15 protein-coding genes are annotated in these 18,573 nt (G+C 74.0%); 6 read left to right on the forward strand and 9 right to left on the reverse strand.

Annotation, left to right across the window (positions count from 1 at the left end; all coding sequences use genetic code 11):
- Positions 1 to 330: 330 nt before the first annotated feature.
- From K7787_RS27820 to K7787_RS27830, 3 genes are all read right to left on the reverse strand, one after another.
- Positions 331 to 753: a PPOX class F420-dependent oxidoreductase gene (locus K7787_RS27820; protein ID WP_164390670.1), complete on the reverse strand. Its 423-nt coding sequence runs from the start codon at positions 751 to 753 to the stop codon at positions 331 to 333.
- A 127-nt stretch (positions 754 to 880) separates the two neighbouring features.
- The gene (locus tag K7787_RS27825) at positions 881 to 1,438 is read right to left on the reverse strand and encodes a DoxX family protein (RefSeq protein WP_223003344.1); all 558 of its coding nucleotides are present in this window, start codon (positions 1,436 to 1,438) and stop codon (positions 881 to 883) included.
- Positions 1,439 to 1,695: 257 nt separating this feature from the next.
- The gene (locus K7787_RS27830; protein WP_223003345.1) at positions 1,696 to 2,103 is read right to left on the reverse strand and encodes a 5-carboxymethyl-2-hydroxymuconate Delta-isomerase; all 408 of its coding nucleotides are present in this window, start codon (positions 2,101 to 2,103) and stop codon (positions 1,696 to 1,698) included.
- A gap of 343 nt (positions 2,104 to 2,446) precedes the next feature.
- Between K7787_RS27830 and K7787_RS27835 the strand changes: the two genes are divergently transcribed.
- Positions 2,447 to 3,730, forward strand: coding sequence for a phosphatase PAP2 family protein (locus K7787_RS27835; RefSeq protein WP_223003346.1), 1,284 nt, complete (start codon positions 2,447 to 2,449; stop codon positions 3,728 to 3,730).
- 157 nt (positions 3,731 to 3,887) lie between these two features.
- On the opposite strand, the gene K7787_RS27840 is transcribed toward K7787_RS27835, so the two are convergent.
- Entirely contained in the window at positions 3,888 to 5,258 is a 1,371-nt protein-coding gene (locus K7787_RS27840; protein WP_223003347.1) for a methyltransferase domain-containing protein, read from the reverse strand.
- Between the two features lie 344 nt (positions 5,259 to 5,602).
- On the opposite strand from K7787_RS27840, the gene K7787_RS27845 reads away from it, so the two are divergent.
- Positions 5,603 to 9,835: a bifunctional nitrate reductase/sulfite reductase flavoprotein subunit alpha gene (locus K7787_RS27845; protein WP_223003348.1), complete on the forward strand. Its 4,233-nt coding sequence runs from the start codon at positions 5,603 to 5,605 to the stop codon at positions 9,833 to 9,835.
- 5 nt (positions 9,836 to 9,840) lie between these two features.
- Here K7787_RS27845 and K7787_RS27850 read toward each other — a convergent pair whose 3' ends face one another.
- From K7787_RS27850 to K7787_RS27870, 5 genes are all read right to left on the reverse strand, one after another.
- Entirely contained in the window at positions 9,841 to 11,058 is a 1,218-nt protein-coding gene (locus tag K7787_RS27850; RefSeq protein ID WP_019983416.1) for a cation:proton antiporter, read from the reverse strand.
- Between the two features lie 7 nt (positions 11,059 to 11,065).
- Positions 11,066 to 11,548: a cation:proton antiporter regulatory subunit gene (locus K7787_RS27855; RefSeq protein WP_164393495.1), complete on the reverse strand. Its 483-nt coding sequence runs from the start codon at positions 11,546 to 11,548 to the stop codon at positions 11,066 to 11,068.
- A 276-nt stretch (positions 11,549 to 11,824) separates the two neighbouring features.
- Entirely contained in the window at positions 11,825 to 12,181 is a 357-nt protein-coding gene (locus K7787_RS27860) for a hypothetical protein (protein WP_223003349.1), read from the reverse strand.
- A 98-nt stretch (positions 12,182 to 12,279) separates the two neighbouring features.
- On the reverse strand, positions 12,280 to 13,572 hold the full coding sequence (locus K7787_RS27865; protein ID WP_223003350.1) for an MFS transporter: 1,293 nt from the start codon (positions 13,570 to 13,572) through the stop codon (positions 12,280 to 12,282).
- Between the two features lies 1 nt (position 13,573).
- The gene (locus K7787_RS27870; RefSeq protein WP_223003351.1) at positions 13,574 to 14,665 is read right to left on the reverse strand and encodes a GNAT family N-acetyltransferase; all 1,092 of its coding nucleotides are present in this window, start codon (positions 14,663 to 14,665) and stop codon (positions 13,574 to 13,576) included.
- Between the two features lie 451 nt (positions 14,666 to 15,116).
- Between K7787_RS27870 and K7787_RS27875 the strand changes: the two genes are divergently transcribed.
- From K7787_RS27875 to K7787_RS27890, 4 genes are read left to right on the forward strand one after another with little or no spacing between them, the layout of a single operon-like run.
- A complete protein-coding gene (locus tag K7787_RS27875) occupies positions 15,117 to 16,472 on the forward strand; it encodes a DegT/DnrJ/EryC1/StrS family aminotransferase (RefSeq protein ID WP_223003352.1) in 1,356 nt (451 codons plus the stop codon).
- Positions 16,469 to 17,320 (forward strand): transketolase, encoded by an 852-nt coding sequence (locus K7787_RS27880; RefSeq protein WP_019983410.1) that lies wholly within the window; start codon positions 16,469 to 16,471, stop codon positions 17,318 to 17,320. Before K7787_RS27875 ends, K7787_RS27880 begins: the two co-directional genes overlap by 4 nt.
- The gene (locus K7787_RS27885; protein ID WP_203620435.1) at positions 17,317 to 18,396 is read left to right on the forward strand and encodes a transketolase family protein; all 1,080 of its coding nucleotides are present in this window, start codon (positions 17,317 to 17,319) and stop codon (positions 18,394 to 18,396) included. Before K7787_RS27880 ends, K7787_RS27885 begins: the two co-directional genes overlap by 4 nt.
- Positions 18,393 to 18,572, forward strand: a complete 180-nt coding sequence (locus K7787_RS27890) for a hypothetical protein (protein ID WP_019983408.1) — start codon at positions 18,393 to 18,395, stop codon at positions 18,570 to 18,572. The genes K7787_RS27885 and K7787_RS27890 overlap by 4 nt, the downstream gene beginning before the upstream one ends.
- The last annotated feature ends 1 nt before the right edge of the window (position 18,573 follow it).

Raw genomic sequence — 18,573 nt, forward strand, 5'->3', positions numbered from 1 at the left:
CGTCGGCCGCAGGCCGCAGGCTCGGCACGACACCGACGGAGTACCGTCGCCGCTTCCGGCCGGCCGCGGGCTGACGCGGCGGGCCGGGGCCGAAAGGGCGGGTGCGGGCTGACACGGCGGGTGCGGGCGGGTGCGGGCGAACGCGCCGGGTGCGGGCTGGCACGGCAGGCGCGGGCTGACACGGCGGGCGCGGGCGGGTGCGGGCGAACGCGCCGGGTGCGGGCTCACACGGCAGGCGCGGGCGAGCGCGCCGGGTGCGGGCGGGTGCGGCGGCACGCCCGGGCGGCGGACGGCCGCCGCTCGTGCCGTGCGCCGTACCCGGCCGGGCGCTCAGGTGGAGGCCTGGTCGCTGTCCTTCAGCGCGCCCCAGCCGTGCCAGCGCTCGACCTCGATCCAGGCGCTGACCCGGGCCCGGACGCGGTCGGGGTAGGGGTTGCCGGTGTAGTGGGCGGAGATCCGGTCGATGTCGGCCAGGCCCTCGTCCTCGCGCAGCTCGGCGGCACGGCCGATGAGGGTGACGTGGGTGTACCAGTCGTCCCCGGCCAGGACGGTGAGGCTCACCCGCGGGTCGCGGCGCAGATGGCGCAGGCGGACGCGGCCCTCGTCCAGGCTGATCAGGACCCGGCCGTCCTGCCACAGGTACCAGGTGGGCGTGGAGACCGGCGCGCCGTCGGAGCGCAGGGTGGCCATCACACAGGGGTTGGGGCGGCGCAGCAGTTCCACGGCCTCGGGCGGCAGCGGCGGCTTGGACATCTCGGTTCCTCCGGCTCTCGGGGTTCTCGGGGTTCTCCCGATCCTGCCGGACGCGGCCCCTCGACGGCGTCCGGCCACGCCTGAACGCGTGGCCGCGCCCGCCCCCGGCGGTACGGGGCCCAGCGGTTCAGAGGCTGAGCGTGATCGCGGAGCCCACACCCCCCAGCCCGAGTGCCAGGGCGCCCTCGGGCCAGCCGCCCGAGCCCCAGCGGAAGAACCGGTCGACGGCGAACCGGCCGGGGCCGATCAGCGCGACGGCGAGGGCCACCACGGTGATGCAGACGCTGTACTCGACACCCCCGTCCGCGTCCCACAGACCGTGCGCCCCGGTCACGGTCGCCATGGCGTTGATCATCACGCCGATCAGGGCGGCGGCGGCCAGCGGCGTGAGGAACCCGAGCGCCAGGCCGAGGCCGCCCAGCAGCTCCGACAGTCCGCCGATCACGGCGAAGAGCTTGCCGGGGCGGTAACCCAGGGCCGCGAACCCCCGGCCGGTCTCCGTCAGTCCGCCGCCCCCGAAGAGGCCGAACAGTTTCTGCGCGCCGTGCCCGGCCATCAGCACTCCGAAGGTGAGCCGGACGAGGAGAAGTCCCCAGTCGGACGCCGACGATCTGGTCAGGGACGCGTCACGCGCCCTCGGTTCCGTCGTGGTGGACGGCCGGTACAAGCTGTGCTTCGTAACCATGGAAAGCTCCGGAAAGGTGAGCGCCGGAACGGGAAGCCCCCCAGCTCGGCGAGGACGCCGAGGCACCGGTCGGCGACGGGGCGCCGCACCGCGTCGTACGACGCGCCTGCCGCCCACGGCCCACGCTTGCGCAGCGACGCCGCCCGCGCATCCCGAGCGCCCACCGCCCACCGCCCGAACCCACCGCTCACCGCCGGCCCGCGCCCGGGCCGGCCCGCCCCCACCGCGCGGCCACCGCGGAGACGTCCGCGGCCCCTCTAGCGGGCCCGGGCCGCCGACGGCCGCTCACCGACGGGTGCGGCCGCCGTCCGGGGCGGCCGCGCGGTGGGGAACAGACGGTAGGAGCCGGCCAGGTCCCGTACCTCGGCCGAGCAGGTCGTCCCGCCCGCGCCGGCCGCCGGCAGGTGGGCGACGAGCAGGGTCAGGATGCGCTCGGACAGCCGCGCCTTCAGCGCCTCGGAGCGCCCGGGCATGAGGCCGACCTCCACGTGCACGAAGCCGCCCGCGCCGTCGCCGACGTACGTCTCGGCCCGGCGGAAGACCGTCTTGCACACCCCTGTCGAGCCGGAGTCCGCCAGGACCAGCCGGTGCAGTTCCCTCAGCAGGGCCGGCCGGTCGACGGCGTCGGCCAGCTGTTCGGAACAGTCGATGGTGAGGTGCGGCATGGAGAACCCTTCGCGCTTCCTGGTTTCATATGGCAACCATTTTCCCTCGCGCCACGTCTCCTTCGGACGGGCCCCGCCCCCACGGCGCCCCGGCACCGTCCGTAACCAGCGAAACCCGCCCACACCGTGGCGTTAGCATGTTCGAACTCACGACGATCTCCCCGATCGCCACTCTTCACCGGGAAACCATGCCAAACAACATAAAAATCGACCTGTTCTCCCCATACCGAGCGAACGAGCCGAACAATTGAAAACCAATCCGACACGAATAACGACGCGAATACCAGCGCAAAGAGACGGTTCCGCCGACGCCCTCCCCGCGGCCCGGCGCCGTCCGCAGGCGGTGCTGTGGACCGTGGCGGGCCTGGCCACGCTCGGGTTCATCGTCGCGCTGGAATTCGCCGCCCACCATTACGGCATGGCGGGCCCGGTCAGCAATCTGGCCCGTGAGGTGATATTCGCCCCGCGTTCGGGACCGCTGCTGTACGCCGGTCTCGCGCTGACGATGGTGGTGCTCACCTGGCGGCAGCGGGCCATCGCGCTGGTCGCGGCGGTCGGCATCGACCTCGTCTTCCTTCTGGTGCGGTGGATCGCCGACGCCCCCCTGATCTTCGGCAACGGCGCACTGTGGGTGATCCTCGGCTGCGCGGCGATCGCGGTGACGCGCCGCGGCGGCCGGGAGCGGGCGCTGCTGCTGAAGGGCGTCGGGCTGGGACTGCTGCTGGTGGCCGGCCACAAGATCGGCGACACCTGGCTGGTCATCACGTCCAAGACCCGCCCCATGGTGCTCGACCAGTATGTGGCGACCGCCGATCACGCGCTGGGCAATCCCTCCTGGCTCGTCGGGCAGTTCGTGGACGCCACCGGAGCGTTCGGCTACTACTCCCTGCACCTGGTCTACGGACAGCTTCCGCTGGCGGCGGCGATCGTCGGGCTGTACCAGCTGCGGAACGTGGCGGTCGAGCGGCGCTTCCCGCAGCACCATCTGGTGCGCACGTTCCTGGTGATCGGCCTGATCGGGCCGGCCGTCTACATGATCTTCCCGGTCGTCGGCCCGATCTTCGCCTACGGCGCCGACGGCGGGCACTGGGCGACGGCCGACCTGTGGCCCGGCACGCCGTCGCCGGTCGGCACCCCGCACGCCATGCCGTTCGACGGCGTCACCCCGCGCAACTGCATGCCGAGCCTGCACACCGCGTGGGCCACCTCGCTGTTCATCCACACCCGGCAGGGCTCGCGGCTGATGCGCTTCGCGGGCGCGTTCTGGCTGGTCGCCACCCTCACCGCGACCCTGGGCTTCGGCTACCACTACGGCGCCGACCTGGTCGCCGGCGTGGTGTTCGCGGTCACCATCGAGGCGGCGATGCGCGCGTTCGCGCGGGGCTGGGACCGCTCCAGCGTCCAACTGGTCGTCCACGGCACGGTGGTGTTCACGGCGCTGCTGCTGGCGTACCGCTGGCTGCCGACGGAACTGGCCGCCCGCCCCTGGCTGTACGGCCCGCTCCTCATCCTGGCGATGGCCTCGGTGGTGCACAACTACGCGCGGACCACGAAGCTGTGGGACACGGCCCCGCAGGCGGCCGTACCGGCGGCGGCGCAGCCCGAGCCGCAGCCCGAACTCGCCTGACCCCGGGGGCGATCGGGGACCGCACCGCCTCTTCGGACGGCGCCGGAACGCTCTTCGCGGACCGGCGCCGCGGCGGATGTCCTCACAGGCGCGCGCCCACCGGCCTCGCACGCGCGCGCCCACCGGCCTCGCACGCGCGCGCCCACCGGCACGGCGCTCAGTCGGGGCGCCGTCCCGAGTCCCGTCCGCCGGCGCGCACCGCGCGGGCCAGGAAGTGGTGGCGGGCGTCCTCGTAGCGGAGCGGGTCCCAGCCCGCCGCCCGCAGCGCGGGACGCAGGTTCTCCTCGGCCAGCGGGTCGGCGGGGTCGAGGGGGCCGTGGCGGGCGGCGCGTTCGGCGCGGCCCGAGGGGTGGAACAGGAGCAGGACGCCGCCGGGCGCGGTCACCCTCGCCCATTCCCGCAGGGCCGCCGCCGGATCCGGGACGTGGTCGAGCAGGCCCGCGCTGAAGACGCCGTGCACCGCGCCGGAGGGCAGCGGCAGCCGGCAGGCGTCGGCCGCCAGCAGTCCCCCGTCCCGGTCGCGGCCTTCGCGGACGGCGGCCGTGAGCATGGCGGGGGTGAGATCGACACCGGCGACGACGCCCCCGGCGCCGACCTCGGCGCGCAGCGCGGGCAGCGCCCGGCCGGTGCCGCAGCCGAGGTCGAGGACGCGCTGCCCGGGGCGCAGCCCCATCCGCCGGACCGCCGCCGCGTACCGGGGGTTGTCGTCGGCGAACCGCTCCTCCCAGGCGGCCGCCCGCCGGGTGAAGAAGGCCCTCGTCGCCGTCCGCTCGGCCCGGCCGGCGACGAAGGCGGCGAAGCGTTCGAACACGTCGTCGCGGTGGCGGGCGAGCGCGGCCAGTTCCGCGGGCGCCGACTCCAGCAGGCCGGGCGCGGTGGCCGCCTCCTCCGGAAAGGCCCCGGCGAACGCCTCGACCGCCGTCCCGTCCACCTCCAGATGGAACTGGACGCCCCAGGCCGAGCCGCCGATCCGGAACGCCTGCACGGGGTAGCGGTCGCAGGAGGCGAGCAGCGTGGCGCCGGGCGGCAGGTCCATCGTGTCACCGTGCCAGTGCAGCACCCGCAGCCGGTCGGGTACGGCGGCGAACAGCGGGTCGTCACGGGCGGCCTCGGTCATCGCGACCTCGCCCCAGCCGATCTGGGGGCCGCTGCCGGGCCGGGCGACGCCGCCCGCCGCGACCGCCAGCAGCTGCGCGCCCAGACACACGCCCAGCACCGGCACCTCGGCCTCCAACGCGGCCCGCAGCAGAGCCAGTTCGTCGGCACGGCTCGGGAAGTGGCCAGGGCCGGGTGACAGGCCGTGGGCGGGCGGCTCCCCCGGGGCGGACGGCTCTCCTCGGGCGGGCGGCTCCGCGTAGGCGGACATCGGGCCGCCCATCACCACCAGCGCCACCATGCCGTCCGTCGTCCGCGGCACCGCGTCGCCCGCCCAGACCCGGCAGACCCGGACCGGCAGACCGGCCGCCGCCAGCTCCGCGCCGATGGCGTACGGCCTCTCCTGCGGTACGTGCTCCACCACCTGGATCACGGCCCACCACCTCCCGCACGACCGTACCCGGACCGGGGCCGCACGGACAGGCAGATGCCAGTCGAAAAACCCGTTCGGGGCATGATCTGCCAGGCACAAGGGCCTCTGGGCGCCGCAGATGCGGTAGGCAGGAGCGGCCCGGGTCCGGGCGGTGGCGGCGGGGGGCGGGGCGCCGCGCCCTCACAGGACCGTGCCCGGAGGTGTGCGTGAGGCGTAATGGCGGGTGTTCCCGGCGTGTGACGGCGCGGAAACGCCGTCTTCCTACGGTGCTGGTCATGGGGCCGCCCCCGGCCGGGAGCGGTGGCGGCGGCCCGGGACGACACAGCCGTACGGAGGGAGGTCCGGTGACAGCCGGCTCGGAGAAGGAGAGCGTCCGCACGGTCTGCTCGTACTGCGGGGTCGGCTGCGGGATCGTGCTGGACGTGGTGCGGGACCCGGCCGACGGCCGGCGCCGGGTGGCGAAGGCCGTCGGGGACAAGGCCCATCCCACCAACCGCGGCCGGCTGTGCACGAAGGGCGCGACCAGCGCGGACATGATGGCCGCGCCCGGACGCCTCGACCGGGCGCTGGTCCGCGCCGAGCGCGGCGCCCAGCCCACGCCGGCCGACGTGGCCGAGGCCGTCGCGACCGTCGCCGCCCGGCTGCGGGCGATCCTGGACGAGCACGGGCCGGACGCGCTGGCCTTCTACGTGTCCGGGCAGATGTCCCTGGAGGCCCAGTACCTGGCGAACAAGCTGGCCAAGGGCTTCGTGCGGACCCGGCAGATCGAGTCCAACTCCCGGCTGTGCATGGCGTCGGCGGGCTCGGGCTACAAACTGTCGCTCGGCGCGGACGGGCCGCCCGGCTCCTACCAGGACTTCGACCACGCGGACGTGTTCCTCGTCATCGGCTCCAACATGGCCGACTGCCACCCCATCCTGTTCCTGCGCATGATGGACCGGGTGAAGTCGGCGGGCGCCAGACTGATCGTCGTCGACCCGCGGCGCACCGCCACCGCCGACAAGGCCGACCTCTTCCTGCCGGTCCGGCCCGGCACCGACCTCGCCCTGCTCAACGGGCTGCTGCACCTGCTGGTGGAGAACGGCCACACCGACGAGGAGTTCATCGCCGAGTTCACCGAGGGCTGGGAGGAGATGCCCGCCTTCCTCGCGGACTACCCGCCCGCGAAGGTCGCGGAGATCACCGGCGTCCCGGAGGCCGACCTCCGGCGGGCCGCGCGGTGGATCGGCGAGGCCGGCGCGTGGATGAGCTGCTGGACCATGGGCCTGAACCAGTCCACCCACGGCACCTGGAACACCAACGCCCTCATCGATCTGCACCTGGCCACCGGCGCCATCTGCCGCCCCGGCGCCGGCCCGTTCTCGCTGACCGGCCAGCCCAACGCGATGGGCGGCCGGGAGATGGGCTACATGGGTCCGGGCCTGCCCGGCCAGCGCTCCGTGCTGGTGGACGCCGAGCGCGCCTTCGTCGAGGATCTGTGGGGCATCCCGCAGGGTTCGCTGCGCACCGGGGCCGGACGGGGCACCGTCGAGATGTTCGAGCGGATGGCCGCCGGCGACATCAAGGCGTGCTGGATCATCTGCACCAATCCGGTCGCCTCGGTGGCCAACCGCCGGACCGTCATCGCCGGTCTGGAGGCGGCCGAACTCGTCGTCACCCAGGACGTGTTCGCCGAGACGGAGACCAACGCCTACGCGGACGTGGTGCTGCCCGCGACGCTGTGGGCGGAGTCCGACGGCGTCATGGTCAACTCCGAGCGCAACCTCACCCTCGTCCCGGGCGTCGCCGATCCGCCCGGACAAGCCCTGCCCGACTGGAAGCTGATCGCCGAGGTGGCCTGCGCCATGGGCTTCGCCGACGGTTTCTCCTACACGTGTGCCGAGGAGGTGTTCGAGGAGCTGAAGCAGGCGTGGAACCCGGCGACCGGCTGGGACCTGCGCGGCGTCGACTACGCGCGGCTGCGGACCACGCCCGTGCAGTGGCCCGCACCGGCCGCCGACGGCCCGGACCGCAACCCGATCCGCTACCTCAACGACGGCGTCAGCCAGACCCTGCTGGTGCGCGAGGACGGCAGCCGCCCCCGGCTGGCCTTCCCCACCCCGAGCGGACGCGCCCGGTTCTACGCCCGCCCGCATCTGCCGCCCGCCGAACTCCCCGACGACGACTACCCGTTCGTCCTCAGCACCGGCCGGCTCCCGCACCAGTGGCACACGCTGACCAAGACCGGCAAGGTCGCCAAGCTGAACCGGCTCGACCCGGGCCCCTTCGTGGAGGTCCACCCGGAGGACGCCCAGGCCCTCGGGGTCGCGGAGGGCGACCACCTGGAGGTCGCCTCCCGGCGCGGGCGCGCCGTCCTGCCCGCCGTGATCACCGAGCGGGTCCGGCCCGGCGTCTGCTTCGCCCCGTTCCACTGGAACGACCTGTTCGGGGAATACCTCAGCATCAACGCCGTCACCCACGACGCCGTCGACCCGGTCTCCTTCCAGCCCGAGTTCAAGGTGTGCGCCGTCGCCCTCACCAAAGCGGCCGCCCCCGCCCCGGCGTCCCGCCCGACCCCCCAGCCGGAGACCGCGCCCGTGCCCCCTGACTCCGCGCCCGCACCGGCCGCCGAGACGGCCACCGCTCCCGACGGCTCCCCCGTGCGGGCCCTCGCCGCCCTGTTCGGCGTGACCGACCTCGCCCCCGCCCCGCTCGCCGAGCCGGAACGCCGCTACCTCGCCGGCTACCTCTCCGGCCTCGCCCTGACCCCGCCCGACGGAAGCGTCCCGGTCCTGCCGCCGGACGCGCCCATCGAGCACGGCCGCGCCCTGTGGGTCGAGGGGGTCCTCGCCGGCATGTTCGCGCGCACGCCCGCCGCCGTGCCCGCGGGAACACGGACGGAAGCGCGGACCACTTTGCCGAAGGCCGCACCCGCCCGCCCTCTGCTCGTCCTGTGGGCCTCCCAGACCGGCACCGCCGAGGAGTTCGCCATCGGCGCCGCCGCACACCTCGGCCGGACCGGCCGTACCCCCGAGGTGCTGTCGATGGCCGACGCGACCCCGGACCGCCTCACCGCCGGCACCGACGTGCTCCTGGTCACCAGTACCTTCGGCGACGGCGACGCCCCCGACAGCGGCGCCGGATTCTGGCAGGCCCTGGCCGCCCCGGACGCCCCGCGGCTCGCCGGGGTCCGGTACGCGGTCCTCGCCTTCGGCGACTCCGGCTACGCCGACTTCTGCGGCCACGGCCGCCGGCTCGACGAACGCCTCGCCGCCCTCGGCGCCACCCGCCTCGTGCCCCGCGCCGACTGCGAGCCCGACTACGAGGAGACGGCCGGACGGTGGCTCGACCAGGTGACCGCCGCCCTGACGACGGCCGCCGGGGAGCCGCCCGCCGGCCGGGAGACGGACGACCCGGCCGCACCCGCCCGCACCGCCGCCGTACCGGCCTCCCCCGCCACCGCCCCCGCACCGCCCGTCTACACCAAGGCGTCCCCCTTCCCCACCCTGCTCATCGGCAACAGGCTGCTCAGCCTGCCCGGTTCGCAGAAGGAGGTACGGCAGTTCACCTTCGACACCCGCGACGGCGAACTCGCCTACGAGGCCGGTGACGCCCTCGGCGTCTGGCCGGTCAACGGCAACGGGCTGGTCGCCGAATGGCTCGCCCTGACCGGACTCGACCCCGACGAACCGGTCGACCTCGCCGACGGCCCGCCGCTGCCCCTGGAGGAGGCGCTGCGCACCCGGCTGGACATCTCCCGCGTCACCACGGACCTGCTCAGGTTCGTGACCGAGCGCACCGGCGACCACGGCCTGAAACGGCTGCTGCGCCCGGACAACAAGGACGCGCTCGCGCAGTGGAGCTGGGGCCGGCAGGCCGCCGACGTGGTCGCCGAGTTCCCCGTCCGCGCCTCGGCCGCGGAGTGGGCGGGCGTCCTCAAGCGCCTCCAGCCCCGGCTGTACTCCATCTCCTCCAGCCCCCTCGCGCGGCCCGGCGAGGTCCGGCTCACCGTCTCCGTCGTCCGCTACGCGGGCCGGCTCGGCCGGGACCGCAAGGGCGTCTGCTCGACCTATCTCGCCGACTGCGCGGACGACGGTCCCGTGCAGGTGTTCGTGCAGCGCTCACCGCACTTCCGGCCGCCGGCCGACCCCGCCACGCCCATGATCATGGTGGGGCCGGGGACGGGTGTGGCGCCGTTCATCGGCTTCCTGGAGGACCGGCTGGCCCGCGGTCACACCGGCCCCAACTGGCTCTTCTTCGGCGAGCAGCGCCGGGCCACCGACTTCTACCACCGCGAGGAGCTGGAGGCGTACCGCGCCTGCGGCCACCTCGACCGTCTCGACCTGGCCTTCTCCCGCGACCAGCGCAACAAGGTCTACGTCCAGGACCGGATGCGCGAGCACGGGGCCCGGCTGTGGGAGTGGCTCCAGGACGGCGCCCACTTCTACGTCTGCGGCGACGCCGGGCGCATGGCCAAGGACGTGGACCGGGCGCTGCGGGACATCGCCGCCACCCACGGCGGCATGGACCCCGAGGCGGCCGCCGCCTGCGTACGGCGCCTGTCCGCGGACCGGCGCTACGTCCGCGACGTGTACTGACGCCGTCACTGGGACGCGGACACGCCTTCCGCCTCCGCCGGCCGCACGCTCTCCTGCTGCTCCGCCTTGGGCGCGGGGCGGGTCAGGCGGCGGACGAGGGGCTCGGTCCAGCGGGCGGTGAGCGGGCCCATGACGACGAGGATGAGGACGTAGGCGGTGGCCAGGGGGCCGATGCGGGGCTCGGTGCCGACGGCGAGCCCGGCGATGACGATGGAGAACTCGCCGCGGGCGACGAGCGCGCCGCCCGCCCGCCAGCGGCCGGCCCGTCTGATGCCGGCCCGCCGCGCCGCGTACCAGCCCGTGGCGATCTTGGTGCCGGCCGTGACCAGGGCGAGGAGGAAGGCGGGCAGCAGGACGGGCGGCATGTCCGCGGGGTTGGTCGAGAGGCCGAAGAACACGAAGAAGACGGCGGCGAACAGGTCCCGCAGCGGGGTGAGCAGGCTGCTGGCGCCCTCGGCGACCTCGCCGGACAGGGCGATGCCCACGAGGAAGGCGCCGACGGCGGCGGAGACCTGGAGCTGCTGGGCGACGCCGGCGACCAGGAGGGTCAGGCCGAGGACGACGAGGAGCAGCAGTTCGGCGTTGTCGGAGGAGACCGCGCGGCTGATGTGGTGGCCGTAGCGCAGGGCGACGAAGAGGACGGCGGCGACCGTGCCGAGGGAGATGAGGAGGGTGAGGCTGCTGCCGGCGAGGCTGAACCCGGCCAGCAGGGCGGTGAGGATCGGCAGGTAGACGGCCATGGCGAGGTCTTCCATGACCAGCACCCCGAGCAGGACGGGGGTCTCGCGGTTGCCGAGGCGTCCCAGGTCGCCCAGGACCTTGGCGATGACGCCGGAGGAGGAGATCCAGGTGACTCCGGCGAGGGCGACGGCGGCGATCGGGCCCCAGCCGAGCAGCAGGGCGGCGACCGCCCCGGGTACGGCGTTGAGGGCGAAGTCCACGGCGCCGGACGGGTACTGCGTCTTCAGGCTGGTGACGAGTTCGGAGGCGCTGTACTCCAGGCCGAGCAGGAGCAGCAGCAGGATGACGCCGATCTCGGCGCCGGTGGCGACGAACGACTCGCTGGCGCGCAGCGGGATGACGCCGCCCTGACCGAAGGCGAGGCCGGCCAGGAGATAGAGCGGGATGGGCGAGAACCCGACGCGGCCGGCCAGACGGCCCAGCAGGCCCAGGCCGAGGATGATGGCGCCCAGTTCTATGAGCAAGGCGGTCATGTCGTGCATGGACGGTCTACCCCCCAGTGATCAGTTCGGCGACGCCGTCGACGCCTTCGCGGGTGCCGACGACGACGAGCACGTCACCGGCGGCGAAGCGGAAGTCGGGCGTGGGCGAGGGAACGGCGTCGGTGCGGCGGAGCACGGCCACGATCGACGCCCCGGTCCGGGTGCGCGCCTGGGTGGCGCCCAGGGTGCGGCCGGCGTACGGCGAGCGTTTGGTGACCTCGATGTGCTCGGTGACCAGGTCGAGTTCGAGCTGATGGCGCAATCGGACGGGGTCGGGCGTCAGCAGTTTCGCGAGCGTGGCCGCCTCGGTGGTGGTCAGCGCGGCGGCGTCGCTGCAGTTGTCCTCGTCCTCCGGGTCGTGCAGGGCGAGGACGCGCTGTCCGTCCGTGCGGACGACGATCGACAGCCGGCGTCCGGCCTCGGTGTCCAGCTCGTACTTCGTCCCCAGGCCGGGCAGCCGGGTCTGTCGGGTGCGGGCGTAGGACTGCATCACATCTCCAGCGGCGAGAGCAGCGTGTCGGGGCAACGGCGGTGCCAGGGCCGTCCCCTGGTCCCGACCGACAGCGCGGTCGCGGGCGTGCGCGCCGTCTCGCCACACGCACGGACCGCCTGCCCGGTCACGAGCCACCCTAATTCACCTGGTCCGAAGGCCCGGTGGCAGCCCTCGGCCGCCCGTCGCGGGCTCTCCCGCGTCGCCGACAGCACCGCGCCCCGCCGGGCCAGTGGGCCGGCGGGGCGCGGTGGACGGGGCGCGGTCCGCGGGTTCTCAGCAGGTGTTGCCGACGGCGTCCATCTTCCCGCCGAATCCGCGCAGGTAGAAGTCGCCGTAGTCGCCCTTGCGCACCGGGTGGCAGACCTTGCCGGTGGCCCAGTCGATGAAGGCGCCGGTCCGGTTGGCCCGGAAGGAGCCGACGTGGTCGGTGAAGCCGGCCGGCAGGTCGTGGTAGCCGCCCGTCCACACATAGCGGGCGCCCGTGTGGTACTGGCCGCGCCACAGGCAGATCGCGTTGCCCGGGCACAGGAGCCCGGCCTGCGCCTGCGCCTGCGCGTCGGCGGAGGCGCCGAGCGTCGTCGCCGCCAGGGCCGCGCCGACGAGTGCGAGACTCGCCGCTCGTTTCCCCATTCCGTCTCCTTCGGTCCGAAGAGCCTTCCCCTCATTGTCCGTTCCGAGGGGAAAAGCCGGAATAGGGGTCACGCGTGCGGGAGTTCACCCACCGGCCGTCAACGCCCGTCCGGTTCCGCCGCGGTGGTGGCCGGTACCGCCGCCGGGGCGTCGGCGCCGCGCGCCTTCGCCCCCGCCACCGGGCCGGACTTGGCGGCGGCGCCGGGCAGTCCGGTGCGGCGGCGGGCCACGGCGGCGAGGGCCAGCAGGACCAGGCCGCTCACGGCGCCCAGAAGCAGGAACGGCAGGCGGTGGTTCACCGCGTAGAGGGCGACGCCGAGCAGCGGGCCGAGGACGTTGCCGAGGTCGGAGACCAGGCCGAACAGGCCGAACGCCTTGCCGTCGTCGGACGTGGCCGCCTTCAGTTCGACGATCCCGCGCCGGGCGGTGAGGAAGAGCGTCGCGTAGCCGAACATGTAGACCATGAAGCTCAGGCCGACGGCCACGAAGTGGGCGGTGGCGGCCATGGCGCACAGGCCGACGGCCGTGAAGCCCAGTCCGGTCGCCGCGAGCGTGCGCAGCGGCAGGGTGAACCGGCCCAGCAGCCACATCGCCAGGCCCGAGACGGCCAGTCCGGCGACGAAGACGGCCGAGATCACCGTGCGGGCCGAGGAGTCGGCCCCACTGCTCAGGTATTCCGGCAGGAGGGGTTCGAGCGCGGAGTAGACGAGGAAGGTGAACATGTCGAGCCCGCCGAGCAGGAGGGCCCACACCCACCACCGGGTCGGCGCGGGCCCGGCCGCGGGCGCGTCCGCCGCGGGCGCGGGTTCCGTCTCCTCCTCGGGCTGCGGGGCCTGCTGCCCGGGGATGGCCAGGACGAGCCCGACCGCCGTGGCCGCGGTGATCACGGCGCCCGCGAGGAACAGCCCCGTCAGGCCGACGGGCACGGCCGCTCCGGCGATCAGCGGTCCGAGGAGGAATCCGGCCACCGCGGCCGACCCGAAGTTGCCCATCATCCGGCTGGTGGGGATCTCGTGCTGCCGGCACAGCGCGGTCATCCCGGCGTAGAGGGCCGGGGAGACCAGTCCCTCGCCGATCCCCCAGACCACCCGGGCGGTCAGCAGGGTGGCGCTGTCCCGGGCCAGCGCGGTGAGGGCGATGCCGGCCGCGGCGGTGAGCATGGACAGCATCGCGACGCGGTCCGCGCGCCACCGGTCGACCCACCAGCCGCCGACCGGCTGCGCCAGCGCCTTGGCGCCCGCGAACAGGGCGAAGGTCAGCGCGACGACGACCGGCCCGGCCCCCGCCCGGTCCTCCAGGTCCGGCACGAACGGGATCATCACCGTGTACGACGCGTTGACGCTGATGACGGCTGCCAGGAGCAGCGCGATCCGGCGCCGTCCGGGTTTCATGTCAGTCTCCTCTGATGTACGCGGACAGCACCCGGTCCATGTGGGCCAGCGCCGGTTCGAGGTCCGGGCGGGGCTCGGGGGCGTAGACCAGGGCCCACAGGTCGGTCCCGGTCAGGGCGTGCCGCTCCTTGAAGCGGTAGTTGTCGCGCCCCCACTCCAGGCGCCGCATGCCCTGCTCGTAGGCCCACTCGGTGCTGCGGTACATGAGCGCCACGTAGGTGCTCAGGTCGTGCAGCGTGGCGTAGGCCACGCCGCCGCACATGAAGGTCACCTCCGACCCGCGCCGGAAGGCGAAGAAGGCCCCGACGAGCCGGCCGTCCACCTCGGCGGCGACCATCATCGCGCCGGGCACCCGCAGCATGCCGTGCAGCGCGTCCTCGTCGAACAGCGCGGGCCAGTCGTTCTTGTCGCTGGTGTCGACGGTCAGCGGGTACGCGGCGGGCACCAGCGCGTGCGCCTCGGGCCCCTCGACCATGCGGATCGTCAGGCCGCGCTCGTCGGCCCGGCGCAGCCGTCGCTGCACGTCCCGCCGGATCTTGTTGGTGACCCGGAACATGTGCTGGTCGAAGCCGGCGTCGAGGTCGAGGTCGCAGCTGTAGGTGCGCTCCAGCAGGATGCGGCCGACCGGCGGCCCGGCGGTCTCCAGCCAGTCGGCGACGCCCTCCTCGGTGAGGTTGGGCACGACGAGCAGTTCGGCGGGGCCCGAGGCGATCCACTCCATGGCGGTGGCGTGGGCGCCCCGGACCAGCGCGGCGGGCACGTGTCCGCGCTTGCCGTACATGGAGTACGGGGAGCCGGCGAAGATCACCGGGTTGCCGAACCGGCCCACCAGGTCGACCTGCCGCTCGTAGCCGTCCCAGAACGGGCACTCGTGCACGGCGTAGAGCGGGAGGACGGAGGCCCCGTCGGGGTGCTCCGGGTCGGTGTGCACGTACGCGTGTCTGGAGCGCTTCTCGATGCCTATGTCCTCCCAGGCGCGCAACCAGCCCGCGGAGTCGTACAGGCAGCTGGCGGCCACCCGCTCCGGCACCTCGTCGGACAGCCGCCAGTCGGCCGCCGTCACCGTGCTCCGGCCGGTTCCTGTGGTGTCCACCCCGCGCACACCTCCTGCTTGGGCCATCGGTCCAGACGGGGGACACGGTAGGCACGGTTTCTCTCACGTCGCTCTCACGGCGGTATCACGGCGCACGGGGCCGGTCCGCCGGCCGGGCGGGGCCCGCTCGACGGGCCGGGCGGGGTCCGCTCGGCGGACCGGGCGGGGTGCGCTCGACGGGCCGGCGGGGTCCGCTCCGCGACGGCGCCGGAGCCGGTCCGGTCGCTTCCGCCGCGGTCCGCGACGGCCGGCCGCGGGCCCGCGCACCGGCCCTCACCGGGGGAAGTGACCGGGCGGATAGCGCCGTGAGAACACGGCAAGAGCAGCCCGCCGTAGCGTCCACGGCGGGGTCGGCCCCACGGCGACGTGGGCGGCTCCGCACTGATTCGGGTTCATGCATTTCCGGCGACACGGACCGGGCGAGACCTGGTCCGCTCACAAGGGGAGAGACATGAAGGCGCAGCTGGCGATGTTCGGCAGCAAGCCCGTGGTTCGTCCGGAGCATCGGCGGCTGGAGTGGCCGGTGGTGACGCAGGCGGACAAGGACGCCGTGCTGCGGGCCCTGGACAGCCGCAAGTTCACGGTGGGCGCGAAGAACGAGCAGGAGATCAGCGGCCTGGAGCGGGAGTGGGCCGAGTTCTGCGACACCCGTTACGCGGTGGCCGTCAACAGCGGCACGGTGGCGCTGGAGCTGGCGCTGACCGCCCTCGGCCTCCAGCCCGGCGACGAGGTGATCGTCCCGGCCCTCAGCTATGTGGCCACCGCGATGGCGCCGCTGTACCAGCTGGCGATCCCGGTGTTCGTGGACATCGACCCGGTCACGTTCAACATCGACGTGACCCAGATCGAGGCGAAGATCACCTCCCGCACGCGGGCGATCGTCCCGGTGCACCTCGGCGGTCTGCCCGCCGACATGGACGAGATCCGGGCGCTGGCCCGCAAGTACGACCTGCTGGTGGTCGAGGACGCCGTGCAGGCGCAGGGCGGCAAGTACCGCGGTGAGACCGCCGGTTCCATGGGCGCCGCCTCGGTGTTCAGCCTCAACGTGGAGAAGAGCGTCCCGACCTGCGGCGAGGGCGGCCTGATCGTCACGGACGACGAGAACGTCGCCGAGCGCTGCCGCAGCCTGCGCATCCTCGGCGAGGACCTCAGCACCGAGGAGCGGCTGTACGTGTCCGCCACGCGCGGCTCGAACCTCAAGCTCAGCTCCGTGCTGGCCGCCTTCACGCGGTCGCAGCTGGCGCGGTTCTGGGAGTACCAGGACCGCCGCGACAAGAACATCCCGATCTTCCTGTCGCGGCTGGCGGCGCTGCCGGGCATCGTCGTCCCGCCGGTGCCCGAGGACCGCACCCACATGTGGCACATGCTGCGCTTCCGCTTCGACCCGCAGGCGGCGGGCCTGGACGGGGTGACGCCGGGCCGGTTCCGCCAGGCGCTGCGCCGGGCGCTGCTCGCCGAGGGCGTGCCGCTGACGCACTACCAGATCATCCCGCTGCCCGGTCAGCCGGTGTTCCAGGAGCAGAACGCCTACGGCAACGGCTACCCGTGGTCGCTGCCGGGGACCAACCCGCAGCGCTACGACCTGGCCGACTACCCGGTGACCTGCCAGGTCATCGAGGACTCCCTGTGCCTGCGGCGCATGCACCTGAACCCCGACGCCGGCCCCGCGCTCGACGAGTACGCGGCCGCCTTCGAGCGGGTCTGGGAGAACCTCGACGTCATCGCCCGCTTCGCCCGCGCCCTCGACTACGCGCCGCCGTGGGCCGCCGTCAAGGGCTACGAGCAGAAGGCCGGTGTACCGGCGTGAGCGTCCAGACCGCCGAGCCCGTAACGGGCGAGGACGCGCTCGGGGACGAACTGCGCGGCCGGGCGCTCGCGGTCCGGGAGCATGTGCTCAGGATCGGGGCCGGGGCGAACGGCGCGCATGTGGGCGGCTCCCTGTCGGCGGCCGACATCCTCGTGGCCCTCTACTTCGCGGTCCTGCGGGTGCGCCCGCAGGAGCCGGACTGGGCCGGGCGCGACCACTTCGTGCTGAGCAAGGGGCACGCCGGCGCGGCGCTGTACGCGACGCTCGCCGAGCGGGGCTTCCTGCCCGTGCCGGAGCTGGACACCTACGGGTCCCCCGCCGGGCGGCTGATGGCGCACCCCACCCCGGCGGTGCCGGGTGTGGAGTTCGCGACCGGGTCGCTGGGCCACGGGCTGTCGCTGGCCACCGGGCTGGCCCTGGCCGCCCGCCGGGCCGGTCGGCCCAACCGGGTGTTCACGCTGATGGGCGACGGCGAGCTGCAGGAGGGTTCGGTGTGGGAGGCGGCCATGGCGGCCGCGCACCTGAAGCTGGACAACCTCACCGCGGTGGTGGACCGCAACCGCCTCCAGATCAGCGGTCCGACCGAGGGCCGGATGGGGCTGGAGCCGCTGGCCGACAAGTGGCGGGCGTTCGGCTGGGAGGTGGCCGAGGTCGACGGGCACGACTTCGACGAACTGGTCCCGGCCCTGCGGGCCGCGCCGGCTTCGGGGCGTCCGACCGTGCTGATCGCCGAGACCGTCAAGGGACGCGGCGTGCGCCATCTGGAGCACCGCAAGCAGAGCCACTTCGCCAAGCTCGGCGAGGCGGCCTACGAGCGGGCGCTGGCCGCCCTGCGGGCCTCGGCATGAGCGGCGCGCCGAGCGTGGGGAGCCCGCCGCGGCCGGCCGCGGGCGACCGGCAGGACGGCTCCGACCGGGCCGCCTACCGCGCCACGCTGGTCGAACTGGCGCAGGCCGACCCGCGGATCTGGTGCCTGGACTCGGACATGGGCGGGCTGGAGAAGCAGTTCGAGGCCGTCCTGCCGGAACAGTACGTGGACCTCGGGATCGCCGAGGCCAACCTGATGTCCGTCGGCGCGGCCCTGGCCAGTACCGGCATCCTGCCCTTCGTCAACACGATGGCCGCGTTCGCGTCGGCCCGGGCGCTGGAACAAGTCAAGATCGACATCGCCTACCACCGGCTGCCGGTGCGTATCGTCGCCACCCATTCCGGCCTGTCCGCGGGCCAGTTGGGGCCGACCCACCACGCCCAGCAGGATCTCGCGGCGATGCGGACGCTGCCCCACATGACGGTGATGACGCCCGCGGACGCCGCCGAGACGGTGCGGATGGTCAAGGCGGCGGCGTATCTGCCCGGTCCGGTGTACATCCGGCTCGGGCGCGGCCCGACCGACCCGGTCTACGACGGCGACGCCGGCTTCACCGTCGGCGAGGCGGTTCAGCTGCGCACCGGGGGCGATGTCACGATCGTCGCGGCCGGCTCCCACCCCGTCCTCTTCGCGCTGGAGGCGGCCGACCGGCTCGCCGCCCGGGGCGTCGCGGCGACCGTCCTCAACATGCACACCATCAAACCCCTCGATGTCGCCGCGGTGGTGCGGGCCGCCGAGCGCACCGCCGGCATCGTGACCGTCGAGGACCACTCGCTGCTCGGCGGACTGGGCGGCGCGGTCGCCGAGGCCGTCGCCGAGCACCGGCCGACGCGGGTGCTGCGGGTCGGGGTGAGCGACGCGTTCGCCTCCCGGCCGGGCGGCCACCGCGACCAGCTCACCGCCGGCGGCGTCAGCCCGGACCGCGTGGTCGCCGCCGCCGAGGCCGTCCTGAGCGGCCGTCCCCTTCTCCCGGCCGACCGGGCCGGCGAGCACGACCGGACCGTCCACAGTCACACCGTTCACCACAGCCAGACCGTGAAGGAGAGTGCGTCATGACCACCGCCACGACGAGCACCTGCCCGGAGTGCGAGGAGATCGTCCCGACGGCGCCGGACGCGCGCGTGACGTCGATCGTCGTGTGCCCGGCCTGCCAGGTCGAGCTGGAGATCATCGGTCTCGACCCGGCCGAGTTCGCGCTCGCCCCGGAGATCGAGGAAGACTTCGGGGAGTGAC

Source organism: Streptomyces sennicomposti, from assembly GCF_019890635.1.
GTDB classification, from domain to species: domain Bacteria; phylum Actinomycetota; class Actinomycetes; order Streptomycetales; family Streptomycetaceae; genus Streptomyces; species Streptomyces sennicomposti.